Source organism: Variovorax sp. AC103 (genome assembly GCF_979254005.1).
On sequence record NZ_CEEDFC010000002.1, the window covers coordinates 1 to 14,066 of the forward strand.

14 protein-coding genes are annotated in these 14,066 nt (G+C 68.9%); 6 read left to right on the top strand and 8 right to left on the bottom strand.

Annotated features, from left to right (window positions below; genetic code table 11):
* On the top strand, positions 1-1,489 hold a 1,489-nt coding region (locus AC0IYU_RS02655), incomplete at its 5' end, for an alpha/beta hydrolase family protein (RefSeq protein WP_472112758.1).
* A gap of 110 nt (positions 1,490-1,599) precedes the next feature.
* Here the strand turns inward: AC0IYU_RS02655 and AC0IYU_RS02660 are convergent.
* The 3 genes from AC0IYU_RS02660 to purE are packed head-to-tail and all read right to left on the bottom strand — an operon-like array spanning position 1,600 to position 4,357.
* Entirely contained in the window at positions 1,600-2,610 is a 1,011-nt protein-coding gene (locus tag AC0IYU_RS02660) for an L-threonylcarbamoyladenylate synthase (protein ID WP_472112760.1), read from the bottom strand.
* Positions 2,607-3,803 carry a 5-(carboxyamino)imidazole ribonucleotide synthase gene (locus AC0IYU_RS02665; protein ID WP_472112763.1) on the bottom strand — a complete coding sequence of 399 codons (1,197 nt, stop codon included), beginning with the start codon at positions 3,801-3,803 and terminating at the stop codon, positions 2,607-2,609. Before AC0IYU_RS02665 ends, AC0IYU_RS02660 begins: the two co-directional genes overlap by 4 nt.
* A complete protein-coding gene (gene purE / locus AC0IYU_RS02670) occupies positions 3,800-4,357 on the bottom strand; it encodes a 5-(carboxyamino)imidazole ribonucleotide mutase (protein ID WP_435487572.1) in 558 nt (185 codons plus the stop codon). The genes AC0IYU_RS02665 and purE overlap by 4 nt, the downstream gene beginning before the upstream one ends.
* Before the next feature lie 36 nt (positions 4,358-4,393).
* Between purE and AC0IYU_RS02675 the strand changes: the two genes are divergently transcribed.
* The 4 genes from AC0IYU_RS02675 to AC0IYU_RS02690 all read left to right on the top strand — a co-directional run bounded on the left by AC0IYU_RS02675 (position 4,394) and on the right by AC0IYU_RS02690 (position 7,605).
* Entirely contained in the window at positions 4,394-5,314 is a 921-nt protein-coding gene (locus AC0IYU_RS02675) for a tetratricopeptide repeat protein (RefSeq protein WP_472112766.1), read from the top strand.
* Between the two features lie 136 nt (positions 5,315-5,450).
* Positions 5,451-5,759, top strand: coding sequence for a helix-turn-helix domain-containing protein (locus tag AC0IYU_RS02680; protein ID WP_472112769.1), 309 nt, complete (start codon positions 5,451-5,453; stop codon positions 5,757-5,759).
* 41 nt (positions 5,760-5,800) lie between these two features.
* Positions 5,801-7,081, top strand: coding sequence for a type II toxin-antitoxin system HipA family toxin (locus tag AC0IYU_RS02685; RefSeq protein WP_472113617.1), 1,281 nt, complete (start codon positions 5,801-5,803; stop codon positions 7,079-7,081).
* A 62-nt stretch (positions 7,082-7,143) separates the two neighbouring features.
* Positions 7,144-7,605, top strand: a complete 462-nt coding sequence (locus tag AC0IYU_RS02690; RefSeq protein WP_472112771.1) for an META domain-containing protein — start codon at positions 7,144-7,146, stop codon at positions 7,603-7,605.
* A gap of 52 nt (positions 7,606-7,657) precedes the next feature.
* Here the strand turns inward: AC0IYU_RS02690 and AC0IYU_RS02695 are convergent, their stop codons facing one another.
* The 4 genes from AC0IYU_RS02695 to AC0IYU_RS02710 form a co-directional block, all read right to left on the bottom strand.
* Positions 7,658-8,563, bottom strand: coding sequence for a phosphoribosylaminoimidazolesuccinocarboxamide synthase (locus AC0IYU_RS02695; RefSeq protein ID WP_435487576.1), 906 nt, complete (start codon positions 8,561-8,563; stop codon positions 7,658-7,660).
* A gap of 107 nt (positions 8,564-8,670) precedes the next feature.
* Positions 8,671-9,735: a class II fructose-bisphosphate aldolase gene (gene fba / locus AC0IYU_RS02700; protein WP_472112774.1), complete on the bottom strand. Its 1,065-nt coding sequence runs from the start codon at positions 9,733-9,735 to the stop codon at positions 8,671-8,673.
* A gap of 86 nt (positions 9,736-9,821) precedes the next feature.
* Positions 9,822-10,754, bottom strand: a complete 933-nt coding sequence (locus tag AC0IYU_RS02705; protein WP_472112777.1) for an alpha/beta hydrolase — start codon at positions 10,752-10,754, stop codon at positions 9,822-9,824.
* Between the two features lie 35 nt (positions 10,755-10,789).
* On the bottom strand, positions 10,790-11,275 hold the full coding sequence (locus tag AC0IYU_RS02710) for an Lrp/AsnC family transcriptional regulator (protein ID WP_472112780.1): 486 nt from the start codon (positions 11,273-11,275) through the stop codon (positions 10,790-10,792).
* Between the two features lie 135 nt (positions 11,276-11,410).
* Between AC0IYU_RS02710 and AC0IYU_RS02715 the strand changes: the two genes are divergently transcribed.
* Positions 11,411-12,427: a 1-aminocyclopropane-1-carboxylate deaminase gene (locus AC0IYU_RS02715; RefSeq protein ID WP_435437447.1), complete on the top strand. Its 1,017-nt coding sequence runs from the start codon at positions 11,411-11,413 to the stop codon at positions 12,425-12,427.
* A gap of 115 nt (positions 12,428-12,542) precedes the next feature.
* On the opposite strand, the gene pyk is transcribed toward AC0IYU_RS02715, so the two are convergent.
* Positions 12,543-13,991, bottom strand: coding sequence for a pyruvate kinase (gene pyk, locus AC0IYU_RS02720; RefSeq protein WP_472112783.1), 1,449 nt, complete (start codon positions 13,989-13,991; stop codon positions 12,543-12,545).
* Positions 13,992-14,066 lie beyond the last annotated feature (75 nt).

Genomic DNA, 14,066 nt, shown 5'->3' on the forward strand with positions numbered 1-14,066 from the left:
GGGTGGCGGCATCGGGGTGGGGGTCGGGACCCCGCTGCCCGCGGCCGACACCGGCCGGGGCTCGGTGGTCACCAGCCCGCCCGAGCAGACGGCCAATCTCACGGCCGACCAGTTCAAGGCCAGCCTGCAGGCCAGCGCCCAGGGCAGCGCGCTGCTGCAGGTCGCGGGCACGCCCAAGTGCGGCATCGACATGCGCTACCTCGAATACCGCACCGTCGGCGCGAAGAACGAGGCCACCAACGCCACCGCCGCCGTGATGGTGCCCACGGGCTCCGACGTGGCCTGCAGCGGCCAGCGGCCGGTGGTGCTCTATGCGCACGGCACCACGGCGGCACGCAACTACAACCTGGCCAGGTGGACCGACAGCACGCAGGCCGCCGCCGGCGAGGGCCTGCTGATCGCGGCCACCTTCGCGGCGCAGGGCTACATCGTGGTGGCGCCCAACTACGCGGGCTACGACAAGTCGACGCTGCCCTACCACCCCTACCTCAACGGCGACCAGCAGGGCAAGGACATGGTCGATGCGCTCACCGCGGCGCGCAAGACCTTCGCGAGCATCGGGGCGAACGACGCGGGCTCGCTGTTCATCTCCGGCTACTCGCAGGGCGGCTACGTGGCCATGGCGGCCCACCGCGAGATGCAGGCCACGGGCAGGACGGTGACGGCCTCGGCCCCGCTGTCGGCGCCCTCGGCCATCAGCCTGCTGACCGACTACACCTTCCAGGGCTGGCCGGCGCTGGGCGCCACGCTGTTCGTGCCGCTGCTGTCGACCAGCTGGCAGCAGCAGTTCGGCAATGTCTACGGCACCCCTGGCGACGTGTACGAAGCGCAGTACGCCAGCGGCATCGAGACCCTGCTGCCGAGCCTCGCGCCCGACACGCTGTTCAGCTCGGGCAAGCTGCCGCAGCTGGCGCTGTTCCCGGCCAATGCCACGCCGGGGCCGGTGAACAGCCAGCTCGCGATCTTCTACGGCGCCAACAACCTGGTGCGCCAGAGCTACCTGACGCAGGCGGCCGCCGACATCCAGTCCAACCCCTGCCCCGGCAATGCGCTGCCGGCCACGGCAGCTTCGCTCAGCACGGCCACGCCGCTGGGCTGCACGCCGTCCACGGGTTTCCGCAAGGCGGCCGTGGCCAACGACCTGCGCAACTGGGTGCCCGCCAGGCCGGTGCTGATGTGCGGCGGCGCCAACGACCCGACGGTGAACTTCGTCAGCACCCGCGCCACCGCCGGCTACTTCCGCGCCAAGGGCATGCCGGCCGCCGCGCTGACGGTGGTCGACCTGGAGGACTCGGCCGCGGTCGACGCGTATGCGACGGCGCGCGCCGGCTTCGCGCAGGCCAAGGCGTCGCTGGTGCAGAGCACGACGGGCAGCGCGGCGGACAAGGCCCAGGCGGTCACGCTGGCGTACCACGGCACGCTGGCGCCGCCGTTCTGCCTGGCGGCGGCGCGCGGGTTCTTCCAGGGCGTGCTGGCGGCCGGCGGCTGACCGGGGTCAGGGCCCGCCCCCAGGCTGCGCGCACTTCGTGTCGCTGCTCCTCCCCCCTACCTGGGGCAACACCTGAGGCCCGGCAAAGCCGGTTCCCCGGTGTTCCTGGATCAGGCCACCGACGCTCGTTGCAGCCTGTCCTTCACGCCTTCCCACTCGGGCGTGTCGGGCGGGGTTTCGATCCAGATCAGCTTGGCGCCCTGCGCGTCGAACTCGCGCAGCACGGCGAACAGCTGCTGCGCGCTGGCCGCCGCGTCGTCGGGCATGCGCCGCAGCAGCAGGCGCTGCGAGCGGGTGCGCATCGGGGCGCGGGCCCACACGGCGATGTGCGCCGCGTTGGCGCCCAGCACGTCGAGCCCGGCCTGGAGAGTCTTGGCATCCATCAGCCGCACCTTGGCATTGGGGGCGTAGTGCGCCTCCAGCGTGCCCGAGGCGCGCGGGTCGGGCGTGTCGAGCACGTCGCGGTCGCTGAGCTTCTCGCCGCAGGCGGCCTCGATCTGCGCGCGCGTGATGACGCCCGGGCGCAGCAGCACCGGCGCGCCGCGACTGCAGTCGACGATGGTCGACTCGATGCCCACCTCGCACGCGCCACCGTCGATCACGAGCAGGTCGTCTCCGAACTCGTCGTGCACATGCTGCGCGGTGGTCGGGCTGACGCGGCCGAAGCGGTTGGCGCTGGGCCCCGCGACGCCGGGCACGCCCAGCTCGGCGCAGGCCTCGAGCAGCGCCTGCGCCACCGGATGCGAAGGGCAGCGCAGGCCGATGGTGTCCTGCCCGCCCGCGGCGGCAGCGCCCACGCCGGGCTGGCGCGTGACGATCAGCGTGAGCGGGCCGGGCCAGAAGACCTGCACCAGCTTCTGCGCGAACAGCGGCAGCGGCTGGGCGAAGCGCGACAGCGCCTCGGTGCCCTTGATGCCGGCCGCCACGTGGACGATCAGCGGGTGGTCCGAAGGCCGTCCCTTGGCCTTGAAGATGCCGGCAACCGCCATGTCGCTGGTGGCATCGGCGCCCAGGCCGTACACGGTCTCGGTCGGGAAAGCGACCAGGCCGCCCGCGCGCAGCACGCGCGCGGCTTCGGCAATGGCGTCGATGGCCTGGGGCGAGCGCCCGTCCAGGATCATGCGAGGTCGGCGGTGGTCACCGCGGGCAGGCCCAGCAGCAACGCGGCCTGCGACGCGGCGGCGCGCACGCCGTCGAGCGTGGCGCCGGTGAAGGTCAGGTGGCCCATCTTGCGGGCGCGCCGCGGGTCGACCTTGCCGTACAGGTGCAGGTGGGCGCCGGGCAGCGCGAGCACCTCGCTCCAGCGCGGCGTGACGGGGGTGTCACCTCCCTGCACGAACCACAGGTCGCCCAGCAGGTTGAGCATGATGGCCGGGCTGTGCTGGCGCGGCGCGACCAGCGGCAGGCCGGCGAGCGTGCGCACCTGCAGCTCGAACTGCGACACGTCGCAGGCTTCCATCGTGTAGTGGCCGCTGTTGTGCGGGCGCGGGGCCATTTCATTGACCACCAGCGAGCCGTCGGCCAGCGCGAAGAACTCCACGCACAGCATGCCCACGTAGTCCAGGCCGTTGGCAATGCTCTTCGCGGAATTGACCGCGCCCTGCGCCACCGTCTTGGGCATGTTCTGCGCGTGCACCTCGGTCACGGCCAGGATGCCGTCGCGGTGCAGGTTGCGCTGCGGCGGAAAGTGCACGATCTGGCCGTCGCGCCCGCGCGCCAGGATCACCGAGCATTCGAACTCGAGCGGCAGCATCTTCTCGAGCACGCAGGGGACGCAGCCCGTGGCCTGCCAGGCCTCGACCAGCTCGGCGCGTGTCTTCACGCGCTGCTGGCCCTTGCCGTCGTAGCCCAGGCGCGCGGTCTTCAGGATGCCGGGCAGCAGGCCGTCGTCGACGGCGGCGAGCTGCGCGGCCGTTTCGATGGCCGCATAGGGCGCGCAGGGCACGCCGCAGCGCGTGAAGTGCGCCTTCTCGGCGATGCGGTCCTGCGCGATGGCGATGGCCGAAGCGGCGGGCGACACCGGGCGGGCCACCGCCAGGTGCTCCAGCGAGGGCGCGGGCACGTTCTCGAACTCGGTCGTCACCGCGTCGGCGAGCCCGGCCAGGCGGGCCAGGCCGTCGACGTCGTCGTAGTCGGTGTGGATGTGGTGGTGGCTCACGCGGCCGGCGGGGCTGTCGGCGTCGGGGTCGAGCACCGCCGTGAAGTAGCCCATGCGCTGGGCGGCGTGCACGAACATGCGCCCCAGCTGGCCGCCCCCGAGCACCCCGAGCGTGGCGCCCGGAAGAACCGGCAGATCGCCTTCATGGCCGCTCACAGGGCACCTCCGCCTTGCGGCGAGAAGGGGGAGACCGGCGCGGCCTCGCCGGCGCGAACCGGGGCCGGCGGCAGCGTCATGGCTTCGGCGGCGGCGGTCTGCGCCGTGCGGAAGGCGTCGAGCTGCGCGCGCAGCGCCGGGTCGTTCACCGCCAGCATCGCCACCGCGAACAGCGCCGCGTTGGCCGCGCCGGCGTTGCCGATGGCAAAGGTGGCCACCGGCACGCCCTTGGGCATCTGCACGATGCTGTAGAGCGAATCGACGCCCTGCAGGTGCCGGCTGGCCACCGGCACGCCGAGCACCGGCACCGTGGTCTTGGACGCCAGCATGCCCGGCAGGTGGGCCGCGCCCCCCGCGCCCGCGATGATCGCGGTGAGCCCGCGCCCCGCGGCGCTTTCGGCGTACGCAAAGAGCGCATCGGGCATCCGGTGGGCCGAGACCACCTTTGCTTCGTGGCTGATTCCGAATTGCTGGAGAATCTCGACCGCGTTGCGCATCGTCTCCCAATCGGAGCTCGAGCCCATCACTACACCGACCTGAATGGTTTCGTTCATGGTTTCAATTTTACGTTTCACCCCCAGCTGGTTCCGATGATCGACATCACTCTCGAAAATTTTCAGGCCGAACTGGTCGAAGGCTCCGTCGCCACGCCGGTGCTGCTGGACATCTGGGCCGAATGGTGCGGACCGTGCAAACAGCTCGGGCCGGTGCTCGAAAAGCTCGAGGTCGAATACGCCGGGCGCTTCACGCTGGCCAAGCTCGACGCCGACAAGGTGCCGCAGATTTCCTCGCAGCTGTCTGAAATGTTCGGCGTGCGCAGCATTCCGTTCTGCGTGATGTTCAAGGACGGCCAGCCGGTGGACGGCTTCGTCGGCGCCATTCCGGCCGAGAAGATCCGCGAGTTCCTCGACAAGCATGTGCCCGGCGCCGACGAGGCGCAAGCCGCGTCCGAAGAAGCCGCGGCACAGGACGCGCTGGCCGAGGGCGACACCCAGGGCGCGCTCGAGAAGCTGCAGCACGCCGTGGCCACCGACCCCGCCAACGACGACGCCCGCTTCGACTACATCAAGCTGCTGCTGCTGGAAGGCCGCCTCGACGACGCCAAGGTCGCCTTCGCGCCGGTGATCGCCAAGACCGGCCTGGTGCGCCGCTTCGACGCGCTGCAGCGCTGGATGGATGCTATCGATTTCGCAGCACCACCCGCAGGCGTGGCGCCCGCGATGACCGATTTCGAGGCCCAAATTGCCGCCAACAAGCGCGACTTCGACGCCCGTTTCGCCCGTGCCCGCCTGCTGATGGCCGCGCAGCGATGGACCGACGCCATGGACGAGCTGCTCGACATCCTGATGCGCGACAAGTCCTGGAGCGAAGAGCTCGCCCGCAAGACCTACATCGCGATCCTCGACGTGATCGAGCCGCCCAAGGTGAAGGTCGCCGACGGCCAGATTCCGCCGGACGATCCGGTGGTGGCCACCTACCGGCGCCGGCTCAGCAGCGTGGTGCTGAGCTGATTTTTGCCAATGCGCCTTTGGGCGCTCAAATTCAATGAAAAGCGACCTTCAGGTCGCTTTTTTTGCGTCTGTGAGTTGCCCAACGGTTCTCGCATAGCTAAGATTGCTACTCTTTTTTGAAGAAAAGCATATTTCAATGAGCCAAGTCATCGAAGAACTGTCAAGCGCGCGCAAGGCAGGGGGCTGGAGCCAGGAAGCACTGGCGACCCAGGCAGGCCTGTCGCGCATGACGGTGCAGCGCATCGAAAGCGGCCAGATCGATCCACGCCTGTCCACCCTGCTCGAGATGGCGCGCGTGCTGGGACTCGAATTGATGACCGTGCCCGCCGCGTTGCGCCCGCAACTGGAAGACTTCGTGCGTTCGGGCGGCCGCCTGCTGGGCCAACCGGCGGGCGTGGGCGCGCCGCCCTCCATCGCACAGAGCCTGGCCGACGAAGGGCGGTGAGCACAGCCGCCGCATTCAACACCGGCATCCGCTACCTGCGGATGTCCCTGCACGCACCGGACGGCGGACGGCGCGCCGTCGGCTATCTCTCGCAGTACGGCGACATCCTGCGCGTGTCGTTCGACGACGCCTACATCGGCGACGCCGGGCGCCCGACGCTCTCCCTGGCCTACCGCGGCGCCGACGAGGCCGCCACCCGCGCCATCCTCGCCTCGGCCCGCGACGCTCGCGTCTCGCGCGGCGACCGGCACTGGCCCACCTACTTCCAGAACCTGCTGCCCGAAGGCCACAACCGCGAGCGCCTGGCCCAGCAGCGCGGCTGCAGCGCCGACGATGAGTTCGAGCTGCTGGCCGCCGCCGGCCACGACCTGATGGGCGCGCTCGAGGTCGAGCCCGTGCCCGCGGCCGAAGGCATTCCCGACACCGTGCGCCACTGGCACACGGCGCTCGGGCTCGACGTGCTGGAACCGGGATTCGTCGAAATGCCGGTGGAAGATGCCGCCGCCCTGCCCGGCGTGGTGACCAAGTTCTCCGCCGTGCAGGACGGCCGGCGCTACGTGGTCAAGCGCCATGGCGCGGCGGGCTCCTTCATCCTCAAGCTGCCGACCACGCGCCACCCCGACCTGGTCGACAACGAGTTCACCGGCTACCGCCTGTGCGGCGCGCTGGGCCTGGACTGCGCCGAGGCCAGCGTCATCGGTCGCGCCGATGCGGACCTGCCCGAGCAGGTGCCGTTCACTCAGCTCCTCGCCGTGCGCCGTTTCGACCGCACGGCCGACGGCGGGCGCATTCACATGGAAGAGTTCGCGCAGGTGTTGCAGTACGAGCCGCGCCAGAAATACGGGCGCGGCCTCGCCGTCGACTGGCCCGCCATGCTGCGCGTGCTCGACCGGCTGTCGCCGAACCCGGTGGCCGACGTGCGCGAATGCGTTCGGCGCATCGTGGCGTTCATCCTGCTGGGCAACAGCGACGCGCACCTGAAGAACTGGGCGCTGCGCTACCCCGACGGCGTGGCTCCGGTGCTCGCGCCGCTCTACGACCCCGTCTGCGTGGCGGCCTTCTTCGAGGACGTGCCGCCTTCGGACTACGGGGTCAACCGCGCCATCGACGCCAAGCTGCGCGCCTTCGACTGGGACGCGCTCGACGCGTTGCTGCGCTCGGCGGGCCTGCTGCGCCCCGCGCGGCTGATGACCATCGCCAAGGACACCGTGCGCCAGGCACAGGCCGACTGGCCCGCGCTGCTCGCGCGCGACGACACGCCCGACAGCGTGCGGCGCTGCGTGAAGGCCCGGCTGGCCGGTGGCGTGGCATTGGCGAGCTAGACGCGCTCGCATACGATCACGCCCGATTCAACTTGTTGCAGATCGAAAAGGAAAGACCGGCCATGCGCTCCTTCGCCCGCCTCGCACGCTTCTCCCGCGGTACAGCGCTTCCCGCCCTCGCAACGGCGGCTTTGCTGACGGCCTTGACCGGTTGCGGCAGCGGCATCAGCCTCGACGAGCCGATCGAAGGCCCGGCCTGGCGGCTGGTCCAGCTGGGCGACGAGCCCGTCGCGCCGGGCGGCGAGGCGCAGGTCCAGTTCGACCGCAGCAGCGGCCGCGTCAGCGGTTCGGGCGGCTGCAATCGCATCTCGGGCACCTTCACGCGCGCGGGCAGTGCGCTGAAGATCGGACAGATGGCCGCGACCCGCATGGCCTGCCTCGACCCTGCGCGCGGGGCCAACGAGGCGCAGTTCATCTCCGCGCTGCAGAGCACCGCGAGCTACAGCCTGGCAGGCCCGGGCCGGCTGGCGCTGCTGGATGCGCGTGGGCGGACGGTGGCGTTGCTCATCGGCGGCGGCCGCTGAAACGAAAAAAGACCGGCCTCGGCCGGTCTTTGCTTTTGAAGAGAACGCCGGGTCAGCCGGTCAGCCGCTCCAGCGCCTCGCGGTATTTGGCGGCCGTCTTCTCGATGACCTCGGCCGGCAGGCGCGGCGCCGGGGGCGTCTTGTCCCAGGGCTTGCCGTTGATCTTGGTGGCTTCGAGCCAGTCGCGCACGAACTGCTTGTCGTAGCTCGGCGGATTGGTCCCAGCGGCCAGGGCGGCCTGGTAGCCCTCCACCGGCCAGTAGCGCGAGCTGTCGGGCGTGAGCACCTCGTCCATCAGCACCAGCGTGCCGGCCTCGTCCAGGCCGAACTCGAACTTGGTGTCGGCAATGATCATGCCCTTGGCCAAGGCGATCTGCGCGGCGGTCTCGTAGATGGCGATGCTGGTCTCACGGATCTGCTGGGCCAGCTTGGGGCCGACGATTTCCACCACGCGGTCGTAGGTGATGTTCTCGTCGTGCTCGCCGGCCGCGGCCTTGGCGGCGGGCGTGAAGATCGGGCGCGGCAGCTTGCTCGCGTTGGTCAGGCCCTCGGGCAGCGGCACGCCGCAGACCGACTGGGTTTCCTGGTATTCCTTCCAGCCGCTGCCGGCCAGGTAGCCGCGCACCACGGCCTCCACCGGAATCGGCTTCAGGCGCTTGACCAGCATGGAGCGCTGGGTGACCTGTGGCACTTCGTCGGCCGTGACCACGCTCTCGGGCGCGTCGCCGGTCAGGTGGTTGGGGCAGAGCTGGCCGAGCCGCTCGAACCACCACAGCGCCATCTGCGTGAGGATCTCGCCCTTGCCGGGAATGGGCTCGCCCATGATCACGTCGAAGGCGCTGAGCCGGTCGCTCGCGACCATCAGGATGCGGTCTTCGCCGACGGCGTAGTTGTCGCGCACCTTGCCGCGCGCAAGCAGGGGCAGGCTCTGGATGGAGGAGGTGTGGACGGTGGTCATGGGGCAGATGCGGTGAAAAACGACGGAAACGAAAAGACGGTGAAAGCGGATTGTGCGCGCAGAAAAAAGCCACCGCGAACGGTGGCCTTCGATTCACGCGGAAGTTGTCAGACCACGGCCTGCGCCAGCTCGCCCTTGGCGTAGCGGGCGGCAACCACCTGCAGCGTGTCGCCCTTGATCTTGGCGCCCTGGCCTTCGCAGCCGAACTCGATGTAGCGCTGCTTGCAGATCAGCTTGGCGGCTTCGCGCGCGGGCTTGAGCCATTCGCGGGCGTCGAACTTGTCGGGGTGCTCGGCCAGGAACTTGCGCACCGCGCCGGTCATGGCCAGGCGGATGTCGGTGTCGATGTTGATCTTGCGCACGCCGTGCTTGATGGCTTCCTGGATTTCCTTCACGGGCACGCCGTAGGTTTCCTTCATGTCGCCGCCGTACTGGCGAATGATGGCCAGCAGCTCCTGCGGCACGCTCGACGAGCCGTGCATCACCAGGTGGGTGTTGGGAATGCGGCGGTGGATTTCCTTGATGCGGTCGATCGCCAGGATGTCGCCGGTGGGCTCGCGCGTGAACTTGTAGGCGCCGTGGCTGGTGCCGATGGCAATGGCCAGTGCGTCGATCTGGGTGCGCTTGACGAAGTCGGCGGCCTGCTCGGGGTCGGTGAGCAACTGCTCGCGTGTCATGGTGTCGTCGGTGCCGTGGCCGTCTTCCTTGTCGCCCTTCATGGTCTCCAGCGAGCCGAGGCAGCCGAGCTCGCCTTCGACGGTCACGCCCAGGCGGTGGGCCATGTCGGACACCTTCTTGGTGACGTCCACGTTGTACTCGTAGCTGGCGATGGTCTTGCCGTCGGCCTCGAGCGAGCCGTCCATCATGACCGAGCTGAAGCCCAGGTCGATGGCGCCCTTGCACACGTCGGGGTTCTGGCCGTGGTCCTGGTGCATCACCAGCGGAATGTTCGGATACTGCTCGATGGCGGCCTGGATCAGGTGCTTGATGAAGGCTTCACCGGCGTACTTGCGCGCACCCGCGCTGGCTTGCAGGATGACCGGCGCGCCGATTTCCTTGGCGGCCTCCATGACGGCCTGGACCTGTTCGAGGTTGTTGACGTTGAAGGCCGGAATGCCGTAGCCATTGGCTGCGGCATGGTCGAGCAGTTCGCGCATCGAGACGAGAGCCATAGGGAAATACCTCGCGGGAATTAGGGAAAGAAGAAGGCGGAAAGACGAGAGAAAACTGCCGCAATTCTACCGAGACCCCCCTCACCCTAATTGTGGGACGGCACCGACGCCAGCCCGAGGAAACCCAGGACCGGCGGCAGAACCGGCCCGCCCAGCCACTGGATCGGCTTGGCGAAGGCGCCGATCAGCGTGACGTGGCTCAGGTTGTCGAACAGCTTGACCTCCACCGGCACGCCCGCAGTGCGCAGCGCGGCGGCCATCTGGCCGGTGTTGCGGTCGGGGTAGACCAGGTTGTCCTTCGAGGCCGCCATGAGCAGCGCGCGCGGCGACGCCGCAGTGACATGCGCCAGCGGCTGCGAGTCGCGCGGCGTGTTCGGCCAGTTGAAAGCCGCCTGCGCCTGCGGGTCGCCGATGGGCAGGAAGTCGTAGGGGCCGGCCAGGCCTATCCAGCCGGCCAGCTGCTTCGGGCTGGCGCCCACCTCGCCGAGCCAGCGATCGTCCAGCGCCACCATCGCGGCGTTGTAGCCGCCCGAGCTGTGGCCCATCACGTAGACCTGCTTCGGGTCGGCACCGAGCTGCGCGGCGTTGTCGAGCGCCCATTTGACGGCCAGCGCGCTGTCGCGCACGAACACCGGGTAGGTCAAGGCCGGCGACAGCCCGTAGTCGGGCACCACCACCACCGCGCCGCGCGCGGCCAGCGCCTCGCCGACGAACTTGTAGCTGGCGCGGTCGCCGTGGGTCCAGGTGCCGCCGAAGAAGAACACCACCAGTGGGCGCGAACCGCGTGCCGGCCGGGTGGACGGCAGCGGCTGGTACACGTCGAGCACCTGGCGCGGCGCCTGGCCGTAGCCGATGTCGCCCTGGAACTGGTAGGTGTCGGCGGGCACCAGCCCGTTGAGCACCTTGACCGGCGAACAGGCCGACAGCACGGCGGCGGCGGTGACGGTGAAGGCGGTGACGAAGGCGCTGCGGCGCCGGCGAAGGGAGTGGAAAGCGGTGGCGAAGGTGGGAAAGCTCATCGCACCAGTACGCATGCAGTGGCCGACCGGTTTCGTCAGATGGGAAGCTGCGTGGTCGACAGCACCTGCTTCAGAACGACGAAGGTGCGGATCTGCCGCACCCCCGGCAGGTACAGCAGCTGCTCGGCGTGCAGGCGGTTGAAGCTGTCGTTGTCGCGCGTGCGCACGAGCATGAAGTAGTCGAACTCGCCGGTCACCACGTGGCATTCGAGGCAGCCCGAGACCTTCTGCGCGGCTTTCTCGAAGTCGGCGAAGGAGTCTGGCGTGGAGCGGTCGAGCACCACGCCGATCATCACGAGCATGCCGACGTCGAGCGCGTCGGGGTCCAGCAGCGCGACGATGGCCTTGATGAGCCCCGAGACCTTGAGCCGCTCCACGCGGCGCAGGCAGGCGGCGGCGCTGAGGTTGACCTTGGCGGCCAACGCCACGTTCGACAGCGAGGCGTCGCGCTGCAGGGCGCGAAGGATGGCGCGGTCGGTGCGGTCGAGCTCCGGGGGAGAACGCAATTTTGTTGTGCTCATTCCTTTTTCCTCGGCTTGAAAGTGATGGCTTTTGCCATCGTGCCTTTTTTTCCTTCGGGAAGCCAGACAACTTCGCAAGCACGTTGCGAGCCCTTCTTCCTACGATTCAAGGCTTCAACCCCTTGGAGCCGCACCATGAACCTGAAGAAGTTTCCCCGTCACGCACTGACCTTCGGCCCCACGCCGATCCACCCCCTGAAGCGCCTGAGCGCGCACCTGGGCGGCGAGGTCGAGCTGTACGCCAAGCGCGAGGACTGCAACAGCGGCCTGGCCTTCGGCGGCAACAAGACGCGCAAGCTGGAGTACCTGATTCCCGAGGCGCTCGAAGGCGGCTACGACACCCTGGTGTCCATCGGCGGCATCCAGTCGAACCAGACGCGCCAGGTGGCCGCGGTGGCGGCGCACCTCGGGCTGAAGTGCGTGCTGGTGCAGGAGAACTGGGTCAACTACTCCGACGCGCTGTACGACCGGGTCGGCAACATCGAGATGTCGCGCATCCTGGGCGCCGACGTGCGGCTGGACGCGGCGGGCTTCGACATCGGCATCCGCAAGAGCTGGGAAGAAGCGATGGCCGACGTGCGCAAGGCCGGCGGCAAGCCGTTCCCGATTCCGGCGGGCTGCTCGGAGCATCCGCGCGGTGGCCTGGGCTTCGTGGGCTTTGCGGAAGAAGTGCGCCAGCAGGAGGCCGAGCTGGGCTTCAAGTTCGACTACATCGTGACCTGCTCGGTCACCGGCAGCACGCAGGCCGGCATGGTGGTGGGCTTCGCGGCCGACGGCCGTGCCGACCGCGTGATCGGCATCGACGCCTCGGCCAAGCCGCAGCAGACCTTCGAGCAGATCGTGCGCATCGCCAAGGGCACGGCCGAGCTGGTGGGGCTGGGCCGCGACATCACCGACAAGGACGTGGTGCTGGACCGGCGCTTCGGCGGGCCCGAGTACGGGCTGCCGAACGAGGGCACGCTGGAGGCGATTCGCCTCTGCGCACGCATGGAGGGCATGCTGACCGACCCCGTGTACGAGGGCAAGTCGATGCACGGGATGATCGAGAAGGTGCGGCTCGGGGAGTTTCCGGCCGGCTCGAAGGTGCTGTATGCGCACCTGGGCGGTGTGCCCGCCCTGAACGCCTACAGCTTCCTCTTTCGCAACGGCTAGAAATTGGCACTCCCCCAGGCTGCGCGCACTTCGTGTCGCTTCGCCAACCCCCTCGCCGGGGGCAACACCTGCGGCCCGGCAAAGCCGGTTCCGCGGTGTTTCGTGAAAGTACCCGTCAGCTGGCGCGGCAGATCTTGAGCATGTTGGTGCCGCCCGGGGCGCCCATCGGCTCGCCGCAGGTGATGGCGTAGACGTCGCCGCTCTGCACGATGCCGCGCTTCTTCAGATGGGCTTCGGCCTGTTCGAGCGCGGTGTCGCGGTCGGTCTGCGAGTCCATCAGCAGCGGGCGCACGTTGCGGTACAGCGCCATCTTGCGCTGCGTGGCCAGGCGCGAGGTCAGCGCGTACATGGGAATGTGCGCGCGGTGGCGGCTCATCCACAGCATGGTGGAGCCCGACTCGGTGAGCGCCACGATGGCCTTGGCGCCCAGGTGGTGGGCCGTGAACAGCGCGCCCATCGCGATCGACTGGTCGATGCGGCTGTAGGTCTTGCCGCTGAAGTCGGCGTCCAGCGTCTTGTCTTCGGCGATTTCGGCCGCCTCGCAGATGCGGCTCATCTCCTGCACGGTTTCCAGCGGATAGCGGCCCGAGGCCGTTTCGGCCGAGAGCATCACGGCGTCGGTGCCGTCGAGCACGGCGTTGGCCACGTCGCTCACCTCGGCGCGGGTGGGCACGGGGTTGGTGATCATCGACTCCATCATCTGGGTCGCGGTGATGACCACCTTGTCCATGTCGCGCGCCATGCGGATCATCTTCTTCTGCAGCGCCGGCACGGCGGCGTTGCCGACTTCAACGGCGAGGTCGCCGCGGGCGACCATGATGCCGTCGCTGGCGCGCAGGATCTCTTCGAGCTTGGGAATCGCCTCGGCACGCTCGATCTTGGCGATCATGCCGGGCTTGTGGCCGAACTCGGCCGCGGCCACGTTGCACAGCTGGCGCGCCATTTCCATGTCGGTGGCGTTCTTGGGGAAGCTCACGGCCACGTAGTCGGCCTGGAAGCTCATCGCGGTCTTGATGTCTTCCATGTCCTTGGCGGTCAACGCGGGCGCCGTGAGGCCGCCGCCCTGCTTGTTGATGCCCTTGTTGTTCGACAGCTCGCCGCCGAGCTTGACGGTGGTGTGCACCGCCTCGCCCTTGACGCCGTCCACCGTGAGCACGATGAGGCCGTCGTTCAGCAGCAGCTTGTCGCCGGGCTTCACGTCGCGCGGCAGGTCCTTGTAGTCCAGGCCCACGGCGTCGACGTCGCCGGGTTCGGTGCGCGAGGCGTCCAGCACGAACTTGGCGCCCGGCTCCAGCCAGACCTTGCCCTGCGCGAACTTGCCCACGCGGATCTTCGGGCCTTGCAGGTCGGCCATGATGGCCACTTCGCGGCCCATCTTGCGGGCGGCTTCGCGCACCATGACCGCGCGGTCGATGTGGTCCTGCGCCGTGCCGTGGCTGAAGTTCAGGCGCACCACGCTGACCTTGGCCTGGATCATCTGTTCCAGCAGTTCCGGTGTGCTGGACGCCGGACCGAGCGTGGCAACGATCTTGGTGGCGTGGCGGGGGATGCGGTCCGTGCTCATGAGGGTAGTCTCCGTTTTGTATTCGCTACTGTATACACTTTGTGTGTCTGACGGAAGTCACCCTGACGGGCTTTC

Coding starts and splice junctions, on each gene's coding strand:
- AC0IYU_RS02660 (WP_472112760.1), bottom strand. CDS start 2,610: ATGATCCTGGACGGGCGCTCGCCCCAGGCCATCGACGCCATTGCCGAA.
- purE (WP_435487572.1), bottom strand. CDS start 4,357: ATGAACGAAACCATTCAGGTCGGTGTAGTGATGGGCTCGAGCTCCGAT.
- AC0IYU_RS02675 (WP_472112766.1), top strand. CDS start 4,394: ATGATCGACATCACTCTCGAAAATTTTCAGGCCGAACTGGTCGAAGGC.
- AC0IYU_RS02680 (WP_472112769.1), top strand. CDS start 5,451: ATGAGCCAAGTCATCGAAGAACTGTCAAGCGCGCGCAAGGCAGGGGGC.
- AC0IYU_RS02685 (WP_472113617.1), top strand. CDS start 5,801: ATGTCCCTGCACGCACCGGACGGCGGACGGCGCGCCGTCGGCTATCTC.
- AC0IYU_RS02690 (WP_472112771.1), top strand. CDS start 7,144: ATGCGCTCCTTCGCCCGCCTCGCACGCTTCTCCCGCGGTACAGCGCTT.
- AC0IYU_RS02695 (WP_435487576.1), bottom strand. CDS start 8,563: ATGACCACCGTCCACACCTCCTCCATCCAGAGCCTGCCCCTGCTTGCG.
- fba (WP_472112774.1), bottom strand. CDS start 9,735: ATGGCTCTCGTCTCGATGCGCGAACTGCTCGACCATGCCGCAGCCAAT.
- AC0IYU_RS02705 (WP_472112777.1), bottom strand. CDS start 10,754: ATGAGCTTTCCCACCTTCGCCACCGCTTTCCACTCCCTTCGCCGGCGC.
- AC0IYU_RS02710 (WP_472112780.1), bottom strand. CDS start 11,275: ATGAGCACAACAAAATTGCGTTCTCCCCCGGAGCTCGACCGCACCGAC.
- AC0IYU_RS02715 (WP_435437447.1), top strand. CDS start 11,411: ATGAACCTGAAGAAGTTTCCCCGTCACGCACTGACCTTCGGCCCCACG.
- pyk (WP_472112783.1), bottom strand. CDS start 13,991: ATGAGCACGGACCGCATCCCCCGCCACGCCACCAAGATCGTTGCCACG.